Below are 14,609 nucleotides of genomic sequence, written 5' to 3'. Positions count from 1 at the left end.
GTGCTGAGCGCGCGCCTCGACGCGCGCGAGCAGTTGCCGCCCGAGGCCGACGCCGCGCCGCGGCCGAGTCTCATGCGCGCGTATCGCAACTATCAGCGCGGCGTGTTTCTCGACAGTCTGCGCAAGCATCTGCCCGCCGACATGCCTGCGCGCTGGCAGACCGAGGGCGTGCAGCGCTTGTGGATTCGCATGCATGCGCCGGTGGGCGGGGCGGGCGGTTCTTCTTTGGCCGATGCTGCGGGCCATGTTTCGGGCCATACCTCGGGTGATGCTTCGAGCCATGCATCGGACCATGTTTCCGGCAGGATGCCGGCCGCCCCGTACTGGATCGCGTTGCCGATTCCCGAGGACGCGCAGGGCAGCGGGCTCGAAGCGGCGATCCTGCTGTCGCTCGGCCTCGGCGTGCTGGCGGCGCTGGCCGGCTATGCGATCCAGCTGCATCTGAACGAGCCGTTGCGCGAACTGACGCGGGCCGCGCGCCGCGTCAGCGCCGGTGAAACGCCCGCGCCGTTGCCGACCGACGGCCCCAGCGAAATCGCCGCAGTGGGCAGCGCTTTCAATCAGATGACGCGGGCGTTACAGGAAGCCGAGGCGACCCGCGCGCTGATGCTCGCGGGCATCTCGCACGACATTCGCACGCCGCTCACGAAGCTGCGTCTTTCGATGGCCATGGCGATGCCGCAAGGCGGCGACAGCAGCTTCGTGATCGCGGCCGAGTCGTATCTGGACCAGATCGAGACGATCCTGCAGCAGTTCATGGACTACGCGGGCAGCGGCGAGCGCGAGGAAGCGCAAGCCGGCGATCTGAACGCGCTGATCGAGCGGCTCGCCGGCGATTTCGCGGGGCTCGGGCACGCGTTCGAGTTGTCGCTCGGGACGCTGCCGGCCATCGTCTATCGTCCGATCGGCATGATGCGGCTCCTGATGAACCTGATGCAGAACGCCATCGTCTACGGCGGCTCGGGGCTCGCGGTGCGCACGTGGGCAACCCGGGATGCGCTGACGGTCGCGGTCGGCGATCGGGGCAAGGGTTTGTCGGCGGCAGAACTGGAGAAGCTCAAGGCGCCGTTCCAGCGCGGCCGCAATGCGCGTGCGCACAGCGGCGGTACGGGGCTGGGGCTGTCGATTGTCGAGCGGATCGCGCGGCTGCATGGCGGCAGTCTGCAGTTTCATGCGCGCGAAGGCGGCGGGCTCGAAGTATGGGTCGTGTTGCCGGTGGCGCGTGCGTGACGCAGCGGCCGTGCCGTCACGTCACGCTGCTACGCCGCGCCGAGAGGGGCGATGATTGTCGCGCGGCTGGCCGGAGCCGCGCGGCTCACTTGCGGTCGAGCCACGCGTCGATGCCGACGCGAAACGCGACACCGGCGATGACCGGCACGGTCAGCATCAGGATGATGCCGAAGTTCGGAATCTCGTCGCCGTACATGATCGGGTTGTACAGCACGACACCCGACACGATCGCGAACGTTACCAGGCCGATGGCGACCATCAGGAGATTGCGCGCGGTCAGGGACAGCGGCTTGTGCTTCGCCTCGTTCGGCGGGGTGCTCGAGCCGGAAGCTTTGTCGTGTTGGGCAGACATGATGGTTCTCGCGACGAAAAATGCGGCTTAAGGAGCGGTCACGGCGGTCACGGCGATCACGGCGATCACGGCGATCACGGCGATCACGACGCTGGCGCGTCGCCGCTGCGTGGCGTCCTGGGCCGGAGCGGGACGCGTTCGGCATCATACCCGCGCGCGCGTTGCCGATACAGATCGCGCCGTACCGGCAGGGCAAAGCGCGAGTGCTCCTGACATCAATATAAGCCGCATTGCCGCCGGCGGTACGAGGAAAAGCGCGTGAACGCGGTGCGCCGCGCAGCAAGGCTGCGTGCGGATCGATCAGCCGCGATCAGCCGCGCTGCGTTTCGCTTCGTTTTGCAGCCGCGCAGACTTTACGCGTCGGCTGCCGACGCTTCCGGTGCTTCCGACAGGGCGACCTGCCCGGTCAATTCGAGCTCGTCGAGAAGCCGCGCGATGAGGCCCGAGCGCCGCCATTGCAGCCATTTGAGGTAGCAGGTCTGCGACGGCGGAAACGTCGCCGGCAAACGGTGCCATTTTTCGTTGCGCGTCATGATCCACAGGATCGCGTTCACGATTTCGCGCGGCGGGCGCGACGGTCGTCCGGAACGCTTCTTCGGCTCCTGCTGGAACAGGTGGCTGATACGCGCCCACGCGTCATCGGAAAGAGGAAGATCTAGCATGCCGTCCAACGTTCAACTGACAGGTCGTCTCGATCTTACGGTTTGGCGCGGTGCTTCCAGTGCCGGATTTGGCTGCGGTTTTACCCGTTGAACGGCGAATTGCTTTGCCGCCGATGATGGTAGCGTTGCCGCATGCGGGTCATGGCCCTTTGCATGGGGTGATTCATGGCGCTTCAATTGCGTCGCTTCAAGGGTGTGTTTGACCGCGCGCTTAACTGCGCACTTAACCGCGCGTCAATCGCACGTCAATTGCACGAATGCATGCCGCTAACCCAGATGCATTGATGCCGGGACCAGTGGCTCTCGTCGCTGAGACCGGCTGCGGAGGGCATGCCGAGTCCCTGCGGGACGGGCTTGAAATGCAGGACCATTCTGCTGACCCGATGACCGGCCGGCGCGGGATGCAGCGCGGGCGTCGCTCCGATCGAGCGATCGACTGCGTGGTCCCATGCGGCGTTGCCGCTGCTGCCGAGCCGCTGGATCGCGCTGATCTCGCCGTTCGGGGCCACCCGCACTTCGACGAGCGCTTCGGGGTTGTCGCGCACCTGATCGCTCGGGGCATGCAGATTGGCGCCGATGGCACAGCCGACATAGCGCGACCACTGCGACTCGTTGAGACTGTCCGGCGCGGGGGGCGGCATGCCGGCCGGCGCGAGTATCGCGAGACAATGATCGAGCACCTGCTGCGCGGGGCGGACGGGGAGGTTGTCCGCCGCGCTCGGCGGGTCGTTCGCGCAGCCCGCGAGCAGCGCGCACGCCAGGAAGCAAGCGATCAATCGTTCGTTGTTTTTCATGGTCGAATCCCCGGCGCCAGAACGCCACGATTCTAGCGGGTCCGGGAATTCGCGCAATGCGTGCCGGATGCCCGGGGCGCGCCCCGGGTTGCAACCCGGGCCATGACTCAGGCCGCAACCCAGGTCGTGATCCAGGTCGCAAACCCGGCCGGCGCCTGCCGCGGGTCGACGCGTCGTTCGCTCTTCGTTCGTTCTTCGCCCGCTCCTGGCCTATACCCGCAGCCCCCGGGTCTTCAACCGGTAGACGAGCTGCGGACGCGTAATCCCGAGCGTGCGCGCGGCCGCCGACAGATTGCCCTGCGCGCGCTGCACCGCGCTTTTCAGCAGCGCGGTTTCGATATCGTCGAGCGAAGTCGGCTCGATCTCGCCGCTCGCGCCCATCAGCAGGTCATTCACTTTTCTGACGACGCGTTCGACCTCGCCATCGGCGGCCGCTTTCTGATCGAGCAACGAGTCCGAGGGCGTCAACGAGCCGTTGATGCCGAGGCCGAACATCTGCGCGTCGATCGTTTCGCCGCTCGTGAACAGATGGCCGATATCGATCGCGCCGCCGTCGGGCGCAAGAATCACGCCGCGCTCGACGAGGTTCTCCATCTCGCGGATATTGCCGGGCCAGCCGTAGCTCAGCAGCGCGTCGAGCGCGCGGCCCGTGAAGCCGGTCACGTCGCGCGCATGACGTTCGCGATACTTGTGCAGCATGTGATTGAGCAGCACGGGCAAGTCCTCGCGCCGCTCGCGCAGCGACGGCACGCGAATCGGAAACACGTTGAGGCGGAAATACAGGTCTTCCCGGAAGCGGCCCGCGCGAATCTCGTCCTTCAGATCGAGGTTCGTGGCCGCGATCACGCGCACGTTGACGCGGCGCGTCTGCGTATCGCCAACCCGTTCGATCTCGCCTTCCTGCAGCGCGCGCAGCAGCTTGCCCTGCGCGGTCAGGCTCAGAATGCCGATCTCGTCGAGAAACAGCGTGCCGCCGTCGGCGCGCTCGAAGCGGCCGGGCCGGCTTTGCGTCGCATCGGTGAAGCCGCCGCGCTCGACGCCGAACAGTTCCGACTCGACCAGCGCTTCCGGAATCGCCGCGCAGTTGACCGCGACGAACGGGCCGTTGCCGCAGCCGCTGATCCGATGCAGCGTGCGCGCGCACACTTCCTTGCCGACGCCGCTCTCGCCGAGAAACAGCACGGTCGCGCGCGTGTTCGCGACGCGCCGGATCATATGGCAGACCGCGTTGAAGCCGGGCGATGCGCCGACCATGTTGTCGTCGTCGAACGCGGTGGGCGTGGGTGGGCGCGTGTCGCCGAACATGGCGAGGTTCGCATTGCCCTTCGCTTCGCGCCGCGCGTCATGTTGCGTGTCGTGCGGCATGTCGCGTTGTATGTCACGTTTCGCCGCGCCCGCCGACAGCCCCTGCGTGAACGACTGCGCCTGCATGAAACGCAGATCGTCCGCGGCTTCGTCGCCCCATTCCTCGACCGGCTTGCCGACGATCCGGCATTGCGGTTGTCCGAGCGCGCGGCACTCGACCTCGCGATAGACGATCGGACGCCCCATGAACACGCTCGTATAGCCGGACGCATAACCGATCTGCGTCCAGCAGACCGGCTCCGCACCGATGCCGTAGGTGCGGATATGCTCCTCGTCTTCCGCGCAGTTCTTCCAGACGAATTCGCCGTAGTACTGACCTTTTTCGACATCGAGTTCGAGCCGCACCGGCTCGACCACGGTCACGCCTTCGAGCATATGCAGTTGCGGGCCGACCGCGAACATCTCGGTGATCGAGCTGTCGGGGCGCGCCTTGCGCGCGAGTTCCGCGTCGCGCGCGCCCGAGTTGTAGCCCATGCGCGTGAGCAGGCCGCGCGCCGCGTCGAGGCCGAGACTGTCGATCAGCTCGCGCCGCATCGCGCCGACCGAGCCCGCATGCACGAGCAGCATGCGCTGATCGCCGAGCCAGATGCGCCCGTCGCCAGGCGAGAAGTGCAGGCGCGACATGAGATCCGCGATGTCGGGATAGCGCAGGCTGTCCACGCAGGCGCCTTTCGGCGAGACCATCGACATGTGCGGATGCTCCGCGGACTTGATTCGGGTGACCATCGCAATTCTTCTCCAACGACTGCATGAGTTTTTCGCCGGCAGGCGCCGGCCGTCAGTATGCAATGCCGCGCGCATGGCTGCATCGAGAATCGCAGGCCGGTAGCCCCGGGTGTTCCCGTATGCCGATTTGATCGGCTTTATCACGCTCGCAACGGGGCGATTTCGATCATTTGATCTAACGCCACGCGGCGCACGGCGCTTGCCGACTTCGTCCCGGAAATTTTTTTCGCGCGTTTTTCCCTTGATTCACAAGGGATTGTGCGCCTTTCGCCGCGCGCCGGGCGGCTCTCAGGCACGCGTTGGCATGGTCATTGCATGAATAGGCGCGCTGCTATGCATTTTGATGAAATGCGTGCAGTGAAGCACAACGCAGAACCATGAGGAGAGAGCGATGCCCCTGCATCACCCCCCGGCCGAACCCGTGCCGCGAGATTTCGACGTGACGCGGCGCTATGTCCGCGTCCGGGAACGTCGCGACGACGGTTTCGTCGAGTTCGATTTTTCGATCGGCGATCCGGGCCTGAGCGTCGAACTCGTGATGAGCGCACCGGACTACGAGTCCTTTTGCGCGACCCATCGCGTGTTCCATCTGAGCGACGACGAAGCCGAGGCGCTGGACCTCGAACAGCTCAAGTGGCGCTACGGACAGCCGGGTCTTGCCGAATGACGCGCGGGCAAGGGCCCGCGCGTTGCAACAGACAATGAACAAAGGAGATTGCTCCATGCAGATCGACATCAAAACATCCTCGGTCCAGCAGATCCGACAGACCTTCTCGCATGTCGCGAGACGGCTCGGCGCGGACAAGCCGGCTTCGCGCTACCAGGAAGCGACGCTGGAATTGCAGCCCGAAACCAACTTTCACTACCGGCCGCTGTGGGAACCCGGCCTTGCGCTCTACGACAAGGGCCGCACCGCGATCGTGATGAACGACTGGTACGCGTTCAAGGACCCGCGTCAGTACTACTACGGCGCCTATACGATCGCGCGGGCGCGGCAGCAGGACACGATGGAAAAGAACATCGAGTTCGTGACGCGCCGCCGGCTTTTCAGCGATCTGCCCGACGACGCGAAGGCGCGCATCGCGGCCCTGATGGTGCCGTTGCGCCACGTCGAATGGGCCGCCAATACGAATAACTGCTTCGTGACCGGCTACGGCTGGGGCACGGCGATCACGCAGGCGACGATGTTCCATTCGATGGACCGGCTCGGTATCGCGCAGTACCTCTCGCGTATCGGTCTGCTGCTCGACGGCAATGCGGGCACCTCGCTTGTCGAGGGCAAACAGCGGTGGCTCGACGATCCGATGTGGCAAGGCCTGCGCCGCGTGGCCGAGGACACGATGGTCGTGAAGGACTGGTTCGAGACCTATGTCGCGCAGAACGTCGTGCTCGACGGCTTGCTGTATCCGCTCGTGTATCGCCATATCGACGCGCGTCTGTCGCGCGAATACGGCGCGGCGCTCGGCATGCTGAACGAGTTCGCGAGCGCATGGTTCGACGAGACGAGCCGCTGGGTCGATGCGACGTTGAAGACCGCAGCGTCGGAGTCCGCGGAAAACGCCGCGCTGCTCGGCCAGTGGGTCGCGAAGTGGCAAGCGCGTGTGCTCGATGCCTTGCGGCCGCTCGCGCTCGAAGCACTGGGCGGCGAAGCCGCCGATGCCGCCTTGCGCGAGATCGCCGAGGCATTCGATGCGCGCGTGCGCAAGCAGGGCGTGCCGCTCGCGGCGCAACAACCGGCCCAGGAGACCCAGCATGGCTGATTCCGTCTTTATCGCGTTTCAGACCAACGACGATTCGCGTCCGATCATCGAGGCGATCGAAGCGGACAACCCGCATGCGGTGGTCAACGCGTTTCCGGCGATGGTCAAGATCGACGCGGTCGGCCGGCTCGTAATCCGGCGCGAGTCGATCGAGGAGCGCATCGGCCGCGCATTCGATCTGCGCGAGTTGCAACTCAATCTGATCTCGCTCGGCGGCAATATCGACGAGACCGACGACGAATTCATTCTTGAATGGAAGGCCTGAACGGGCCGATGAATCGCATCGGAGTCAGCGCTGAAGCGCTGGCTCCGATCGATAAGGGAGATACACGATGAGCACCACGAACGCGGCACCGAAAAAACTGAGCATCAAGGAAAACTACGCGATGCTGACGCGCGGCCTCGGCTGGGAGACCACCTATCAGCCGATGGATGAAATCTTTCCGTACGACCGCTTCGAAGGCATCAAGGTCCACGACTGGGACAAATGGGAAGACCCGTTCCGTCTGACCATGGACGCCTACTGGAAGTATCAGGGCGAAAAGGAACGCAAGCTCTACGCGATCATCGACGCGTTCCAGCAGAACAACGGCCAGTTCAACGTGACCGACCCGCGTTATATCAATGCGCTGAAGCTGTTTCTGACCGGCGTGAGTCCGCTCGAATATGCCGCGCACCGCGGCTTCGCGCTGGCCGGGCGCAATTTCCGCGGCGCCGGCGCGCGGATTGCCTGCCAGATGCAGGCCATCGACGAATTGCGCCACGCGCAGACGCAGGTCCACACGATCAGCCACTACAACAAGTTCTTCAACGGCTTCCACGACTTCAAGCACATGCACGACCGGGTCTGGTATCTGTCGGTGCCGAAGTCGTATTTCGAAGACGCGATGAGTGCCGGCCCATTCGAGTTCGTCACCGCGATCTCGTTCTCGTTCGAATACGTGCTGACCAATCTGCTGTTCATGCCGTTCATGTCGGGCGCCGCATTCAACGGCGACATGGCGACGGTCACGTTCGGCTTTTCCGCGCAATCGGACGAGTCGCGCCATATGACGCTCGGCCTCGAAGTCGTGAAGTTCCTGCTCGAACAGGACCCGGGCAACGTGCCGATCATCCAGAAGTGGGTCGACAAATGGTTCTGGCGCGGCTACCGCCTGCTCACGCTCGTCGCGATGATGATGGACTACATGCTGCCCAAGCGCATCATGTCGTGGCAGGAAGCGTGGGAAACCTACTTCGAGAAGAACGGCGGCGCGCTGTTCCATGATCTCGAACGCTACGGCATTCGCATGCCGAAGTATCACGAGGTCGCGGCCAAGGAAAAGGACCGCATTTCGCACGAGGCGTGGGGCATTTTCTACAACTACACGCATGCGGCGGCGATGCATACGTGGATTCCGTCCGACGACGAAATGGCGTGGCTCGCCGAAAAATATCCGGCCACCTTCGACAAACTCTACCGGCCGCGTTTCGAGTACTGGCGCGAGCAGCAGAAACAGGGCAAGCGCTTCTACAACAACACGCTGCCGATGCTGTGCCAGATCTGCCAGATTCCGATGGCCTTCACCGAGCCCGACGATCCGACCAAGATCTGCTACCGCGAAAGCGACTATCTCGGCAACAAGTACCACTTCTGCTCGGACGGCTGCAAGGACATCTTCGACAACGAGCCGGAGAAATACGTGCAGGCGTGGTTGCCCGTGCATCAGATCTACCAGGGCAACTGTTTCGAGCCGGACGCGGACCCGAGCGCGGCCGACTTCAATCCGCTTGCCGAAGTACTGCGCTACTACCACATCAACGTCGGCGAGGACGGCCACGAGTTCGAGGATTCGCCCGACCGGAAGAACTGGCTGCGCTGGACCGGCAAGCCGAGTCACGGCGGCGAGGAAACCGCGGAAAGCGCCGCGGCGAATGCGCAGGACACAGCGGCCGCGCAGGCCGCGTGACGCTGGCCCGCGCCGATTGAATCAGAAGGAGATACACCATGTCAGTTATTGCGCTCAATGAAGGCTACCAGGGCGAAGTGAAAGACCGTGAGGAAAACTTTCACGGCAACCGGCTGCTGTTTATCGGCTGGGAAGATCATTTGATGTTCTGTGCACCGCATTGCATTCCGGTGCCGCCGTCGATGACGTTCGCGACGCTCGCGAACGACGTGCTGCCGGGCATCTACTCGGCGCATCCCGACTGGGAGAAGGTCAAGCTCGACGAAATCGAATGGTTCAGCTCGAACCAGCGTTTCACGCCGGCGTTCGATCGCACGCTCGAAGAAAACGGCCTGCGCCACAAGTCGGTGATCCGCTTTCGCACGCCGGGCCTGACCGGTATTCACGGCTCGTGCAGCTAGGCCGAGGATTCCTGTAACGATGAAAGGGAGATGCTGACATGAGTTATCAGCTAACCATCGAGCCAATCGGTCACAGCATCGAGATTCGCGAAGACCAGACCATTCTCGACGCCTGCCTGCGCGCCGGGGTGTGGCTGCCGCATGCGTGCTGCCACGGTTTGTGCGCGACGTGCAAGGTGCAGGTTGTCGATGGCGAGATCGAGCACGGCAACGCGTCGCCGTTCGCGTTGATGGATTTCGAGCGCGACGAACGCAAGTGCCTCGCATGCTGCGCGACCGCGCAATCGGATCTGACGATCGAAGCCGATATCGACGAAGACCCGGACGCGCGCCACTATCCGGTGCAGGACTTTGCGGGCCGCGTGAAGGACAGCGTCGATCTGACGCCGACGATCAAAGGCATCTTTGTCGAACTGGACGGCGAGGGCATCGAGTTCCAGGCCGGGCAGTACGTGAACGTGCAGATTCCGGGGGAGGACATGCCGCGTGCGTTTTCGCTGGCCGGCAAGCCGGGATCGTCGACGCTGATCGAGTTGAACGTGCGGCGCGTGCCCGGCGGCAAGGGCACCGGCTATCTGCACGAAGCACTGAAGCCCGGCGACGAGCTGCGTTTTAGCGGACCGTTCGGGCGCTTCTTCGTACGCGCCTCGGACCCGCAACCGGTGATTCTGATTGCCGGCGGCTCGGGCTTGTCGAGCCCGCGCTCGATGCTGCTCGATCTGCTGGAGCAGGGCGATACGCGGCCGATCACGCTCGTGTACGGCGCACGCGATCGCTTGGAGTTGTACTACCACGACGAGTTTCTCGATCTCGCCAAGCACCACGCGAATTTCACTTACGTGCCGGCGCTCTCGAACGAGGCAGCCGACAGCGCATGGGACGGCTATCGCGGCTTTGTCCACGAGGCGGCCAAGGCGCATTTCGCCGGCGATTTTCGCGGCCACAAGGCGTATCTGTGCGGGCCGCCCGTGATGATCGAAGCGTCGATCCGAGCCTTGATGCAAGGGCAACTGTTCGAACGCGACATCTATACGGAGAAGTTCCTCAGCAATGCGGACGGCGCGGAAGCGCTCGCGAAAAGCCCGCTGTTCAGATCGATATAAGCGCGTCGATCCGCGCAGGCTGGCGGCACGGCCATCCAGGATGGCCGTGCCTGTCCGGCAAGACAGAGGATGTTTACGCTCTCGCCGCGTGCGTCGGGCACAAGGAGGCATCAAAAAGATCAGTATGACGTAGCAAAAATAAAAGCTTCTGGAAAACCAGATAACTCGGAGACATTGGAGATCGAATGAAAAAGTCCATTCTTATGCTGGCACTGGCATCGGCCGCCACCGGTGCTGCCGCTCAAAGCAGCGTGACCATGTTCGGCCTGATCGACGCAGGCGTCACCTACGTGAGCAACGAAGGAGGCAGCAAGAACTTCAAGTTCGACGACGGGATTTTCACGCCGAACCTGTTCGGCCTGCAGGGTAGCGAAGACCTCGGCGGCGGCAATCACGCGATATTCCGCCTCGTCAATCAGTTCTCGCTCGGCAGCGGGGCGATGATCGGCGGTGGAATTTTTGCCCGCGAAGCCTATGTGGGACTGCAGAACGACAGGTTCGGCAGCATCAAGCTCGGCAATCAGTACGATTTCATGGTGGACTCGCTATTCGGCAGCGTCGATACGGCGATGGACCTGGCCGGTCTCTATGGCGCTCGCAACGGTCCGTTCCAGAAGCTGGCGATTCCGGACAATCCCACCGGTGCATTCGACTGGGACAGGGTCGCGGGCAGCAATCGCGTGGCTAACTCGGTGAAGTATACGAGCGCGAATCTGGGCGGATTCACCGGTGGAGCGATGTATGGATTCGGCAACGTTGCCGGCTCTATCGGCGCCAACAACACGGTCAGCGCGGGACTGAACTATGCCCATGGACCGTTCGCGATCGGCGCCGCGTACACCAACGAGAAGTACGGGCCCGTAGGCGGCGTGGCCGGAACGAGTGTGCGGAACTGGGGCGTCGGGACTCGCTATGTCTTCGGCGCTTTCACGACCAAGGTGCTGTTCACGACCGTGCGTAATTCCATCAACGGCGGCGGCATCTGGATGGGGCAGGCGGGTGGCGTGTACCAGATCACGCCTGCGTTATCGCTCGGCGCAAGCTATGCCTATATGAAGGGTAATGCGGAGCTTGACGACAATCACGCGCATCAGGTGTCCGCGGCGCTGCAATATTCGCTTTCCAAACGCACGCTCGTTTACGTCGCCGGGGTTTATCAGCGCGCCAATAGCGGCGCGAACGCGCAGATCAACGGCGTGCTCGATCCGAACGGTGCTTCCAGCGGCGCCACGCAGGCGCTGGCCCGGATCGGCATCAACACCAAGTTCTGAGCCCGTGAGCGTGAGCGGCCGGGTTCAATCCCGACCGCTCACCCTGGCGCACATCCCTCAACGCCATCAATTCGACAGCGACAGATACTGCGACGTGAGCGGCGTCGGCGGGAACGGCTGCAAGCCCGTCTGCTTGCTGAAGCTGTAGCGCACGTAGACGGCCGCAAGCCACTCGCGATATTCATAAGCATTACCGAGCGAAGCGGTGGCTCCGAACGCGAGCTGTGGCGCGAGTTGATATTCGCCCACCGCGCTGATCGAATACGACACGCCGGTCTTGCTCTGGCCCGGGTAGACCGCGTTGCTGTCGAGGTTGCCGAGCGAGTTCGCGAACGCGGCCGCCGTGGCCTGGCGGGTCGGGTCGGTCGGGAAGTAGTTCGACGCGTCCTGGCGATAGTGCTGCACGCCGATCGAGCCCTTCACGTCGTAGGTGAACAATCCTTCGCGGCCGGTCCATTCGACCGGCAGATTCAGGATCACGTACTGCTGCGGACTGAAGTAGCCGCCCTGGCCGTACGTGAAGTACGACAGGTTGCGGTTGTAGCCCATCAACGTCGTGTTCACGCCGACCGTGAGCGTCTGGTCCGCATCCTTCAGCAGGCGCGTATACACGCCGCCGCCGCCCTTGATCGCGTTGTTGCTCGGCACGTTGTTGCCGCTGTAGTACTGGTAGCCCGCGTTCACGTAGAGGCCGCTCGTGCCGTCGTCCCAGGCGAGGGCGGCGCGCCCGCCGGTCGAGGTGACGCCGCCCCATTCGAGGCCCGCGCCCGAATCGCGCGCGCCCGCGTAGGACAGCAGGCTGTCGGTCACCGCGCGCCGCGCGACGGCGAGCGAATACGAGACCTTGTCGGTGATGCCGCCGTTGTACTGCGCGCCGCCGACGATGTTGGTCTCGCGGAAGCCGATCGGCGTCACGCCGATATCGCCGCTGATGCTGCGGCTCTCGTAGCCGACCGAGAGGCCCACGCCGCTCGCGGTCTGACTGCCGTAGGTGTTGTTGCCGGCGACCGCGTTGGTCGCGCCGCCCGGCGTGGACAGCCCCGAGCCGAAGCGCGCGAGCGTCGAGGTGCTGGTCGAGGCGGTGCCCGCGTCGAGCGTGACGGGCGTCGCCGTGACGACGACGTGACCGTTGCCGGCCTTGATGCGCCCCTGGATCGGCGCCTCGATGTCGGTGACCGAAGACAGCCCGTCCTCGCCCGAGCGATTGCGGAACACGAGGCCGCCCGACACGGTGCTGGCCTGCTCGCGGTTGACCTGCGCGAGCTCTTCGGCAACGCCGAGCGTCTGCGCGTTCGCGACGTTCGGCTGCGGGTTGGCGGGTTGCGTGCCGGGCGGATAGTACGGTTGCGCGTAGCCGGTCGGCGGCTGCGGAATATAGGGCTGCTGCGCGTAATAGCCTTGGTTCGGATACTGCTGCGGGTAGGGTTGATACGGCTGCTGTCCGTACGGCTGTTGCGGATAAGGCTGGTACGGCTGATAGGGCTGCGGCGCGTAACCCTGCTGTTGCTGCGCATACACCGGCGCATTGCGGCGCGCTTGCGCCGGGCTCTTTTTCGCGCTGCCGCGCGCCGGGTTCGCGGCCGTGCGTGCCGGTGCATAAGGCTGCATCGATCCGGCATTGGCCTGCGCTTCGCGTGCCGCCGGCGACATCGGCCACGGCGTCGCCGCGTAGTAGCCGTCCTGCGCGCCGTAAGGCTGTTGTCCGTAAGGTTGCTGCTGTTGCGGATACGGTTGCTGCGGATAAGGCTGTGGCTGCTGCGCATAGCCCGCGTTGTACGGCTGCTGCGGCAACGGCGGCATCGCACCCTGAGCCTGTCCCTGGCCCGGATAAGGCTGCAACGGCGCGCCCGACTGGCTCGATCCATAAGCTTCCTGCCCATAGCCGCCGAGTTCGGCGTCCGAGCGGGGCGCGCCGTACGGCGCGGGATTCGGATAAGCCTGCGCGGGCGCCGCATAGGGCGCGGCAGGTGCGCTATACGGCGCGTTATAAGGCGCAACGTACGGTGCAACATACGGCGCGGGCTGAGGAGGCGGCAGATAGTTCGGCACGGTCTGCGTCGGCAAGGAGGACTGCGTGTTGGAGAACGGAGGCGCGGCTTGCGCGGCGTCGGCGGCATCGGTCGAGCCGGCGAGCGCCGTTTTGCCTTCGAACGGATTGGTGCCCGGCAGCGGCGTCGCGCCGATCTGGCGCATCGCCGCTTCCCAGCCGCGCGGCACGTTGCCGGCCGCGCCGTTGCGGGGCGCGCTTGCCGCAAGCGGCGTATTGGCCGCGACGAGCGAGCGTTGCAGATAGGTCGACGCGAGCGACAGCTTGCCCTCGGCGCGATACATGCGGCCGACCGTGGCGAGTACGCCCGGATCGTTGGGCGCGGCGGCGAGCACCTGCTTCGCGAGCCCCTCGGCGTAGCTGAACTGCTTCGCGCCGGAGGCGGCCGAGATCGCCGCCTGCACGAGGTTCAGGTCGTCGGGGCGGCGCTGCAGCGCGACGCGGTAGCTCGCGAGCGCGTTGCGGTCGTCGCCGGCGCTCGCGTACATGCGGCCGAGCGCGGCCTGCAGATCGGGGTTGTCCGGCATCGCGGCGAGCCACGGCGCGATCACCTCGTAGGCGCTTGCGAGGTCGCCGCGCTGGCGCACCGCATCGGCCTGGCGCACGACGATGCCGACATTGAGATTGCCGAAGTCGACGCGCTGCTGCGGCGTCAACTGCAGCGTCTGCAGACGGCGCATCACCATGCCGAGTTCGGCCTGCTGCCCGGTCGCCGAGAGAATGCCGGCGTATTGCAGCAGCAGATCGGTGTTCCCGGGCGCCGCGTTCATCGCGCCGCGCACGAGGCCGAGCGCGCGGGCCGGATCGCCGGCCTGCTGGTACGCGCCGGCGATCACGCCGATCAGCTCGGGGCAGATCGGAAGAGCGTCGGGTAGGGAAAGGGGGGGAATGAGAGGGGATATGTCGGTGTGCGCGGTGGGATTTAAAAAGAAAAAGTGTGAGGATGGGG

Annotated in this window: 12 protein-coding genes and 1 pseudogene; 8 read left to right on the top strand and 5 right to left on the bottom strand. The window is 64.7% G+C overall.

All coding sequences use genetic code 11. The features are described from left to right. On the top strand, window positions 1–1,230 hold a 1,230-nt coding region (locus tag GXB81_RS28300), incomplete at its 5' end, for an ATP-binding protein (protein WP_205990921.1). A gap of 85 nt (window positions 1,231–1,315) precedes the next feature. Here the strand turns inward: GXB81_RS28300 and GXB81_RS28295 are convergent. The 4 genes from GXB81_RS28295 to GXB81_RS28280 form a co-directional block, all read right to left on the bottom strand. Then, window positions 1,316–1,582, bottom strand: a complete 267-nt coding sequence (locus GXB81_RS28295) for a hypothetical protein (protein WP_167043911.1) — start codon at window positions 1,580–1,582, stop codon at window positions 1,316–1,318. Between the two features lie 353 nt (window positions 1,583–1,935). Further along, the gene (locus GXB81_RS28290; protein WP_167043914.1) at window positions 1,936–2,244 is read right to left on the bottom strand and encodes a transposase; all 309 of its coding nucleotides are present in this window, start codon (window positions 2,242–2,244) and stop codon (window positions 1,936–1,938) included. A gap of 245 nt (window positions 2,245–2,489) precedes the next feature. Then, window positions 2,490–3,038 carry an energy transducer TonB gene (locus GXB81_RS28285; protein WP_205990920.1) on the bottom strand — a complete coding sequence of 183 codons (549 nt, stop codon included), beginning with the start codon at window positions 3,036–3,038 and terminating at the stop codon, window positions 2,490–2,492. A 210-nt stretch (window positions 3,039–3,248) separates the two neighbouring features. Next, window positions 3,249–5,129 carry a sigma-54-dependent Fis family transcriptional regulator gene (locus GXB81_RS28280; protein WP_240162897.1) on the bottom strand — a complete coding sequence of 627 codons (1,881 nt, stop codon included), beginning with the start codon at window positions 5,127–5,129 and terminating at the stop codon, window positions 3,249–3,251. Window positions 5,130–5,520: 391 nt separating this feature from the next. Between GXB81_RS28280 and GXB81_RS28275 the strand changes: the two genes are divergently transcribed. The 7 genes from GXB81_RS28275 to GXB81_RS28245 all read left to right on the top strand — a co-directional run bounded on the left by GXB81_RS28275 (window position 5,521) and on the right by GXB81_RS28245 (window position 11,613). Continuing rightward, window positions 5,521–5,796, top strand: coding sequence for a phenol hydroxylase subunit (locus GXB81_RS28275; RefSeq protein WP_167043920.1), 276 nt, complete (start codon window positions 5,521–5,523; stop codon window positions 5,794–5,796). A gap of 55 nt (window positions 5,797–5,851) precedes the next feature. Beyond that, on the top strand, window positions 5,852–6,889 hold the full coding sequence (locus GXB81_RS28270; protein WP_167043923.1) for an aromatic/alkene monooxygenase hydroxylase subunit beta: 1,038 nt from the start codon (window positions 5,852–5,854) through the stop codon (window positions 6,887–6,889). Then, entirely contained in the window at window positions 6,882–7,154 is a 273-nt protein-coding gene (locus GXB81_RS28265) for an MmoB/DmpM family protein (protein ID WP_167043926.1), read from the top strand. The genes GXB81_RS28270 and GXB81_RS28265 overlap by 8 nt, the downstream gene beginning before the upstream one ends. Before the next feature lie 67 nt (window positions 7,155–7,221). After that, complete coding sequence (locus tag GXB81_RS28260) at window positions 7,222–8,838, top strand: aromatic/alkene/methane monooxygenase hydroxylase/oxygenase subunit alpha (protein WP_167284842.1); 1,617 nt, start codon at window positions 7,222–7,224, stop codon at window positions 8,836–8,838. Between the two features lie 38 nt (window positions 8,839–8,876). Further along, window positions 8,877–9,239 (top strand): phenol hydroxylase subunit P4, encoded by a 363-nt coding sequence (locus tag GXB81_RS28255; RefSeq protein ID WP_205990919.1) that lies wholly within the window; start codon window positions 8,877–8,879, stop codon window positions 9,237–9,239. Window positions 9,240–9,277: 38 nt separating this feature from the next. Continuing rightward, window positions 9,278–10,342 carry a phenol 2-monooxygenase domain-containing protein gene (locus GXB81_RS28250; RefSeq protein WP_205990918.1) on the top strand — a complete coding sequence of 355 codons (1,065 nt, stop codon included), beginning with the start codon at window positions 9,278–9,280 and terminating at the stop codon, window positions 10,340–10,342. A gap of 185 nt (window positions 10,343–10,527) precedes the next feature. After that, the gene (locus GXB81_RS28245; protein ID WP_167043938.1) at window positions 10,528–11,613 is read left to right on the top strand and encodes a porin; all 1,086 of its coding nucleotides are present in this window, start codon (window positions 10,528–10,530) and stop codon (window positions 11,611–11,613) included. Between the two features lie 66 nt (window positions 11,614–11,679). On the opposite strand, the pseudogene GXB81_RS28240 reads toward GXB81_RS28245, so the two are convergent. Then, window positions 11,680–14,511 (bottom strand): annotated as a pseudogene (locus GXB81_RS28240) (cellulose synthase subunit BcsC-related outer membrane protein); the annotation flags it as partial. Window positions 14,512–14,609 lie beyond the last annotated feature (98 nt).

Source organism: Paraburkholderia sp. Ac-20336, assembly GCF_017105025.1.
Classification (GTDB): Bacteria; Pseudomonadota; Gammaproteobacteria; order Burkholderiales; family Burkholderiaceae; genus Paraburkholderia.
This window is presented reverse-complemented; position numbering and strand designations above follow the sequence as displayed.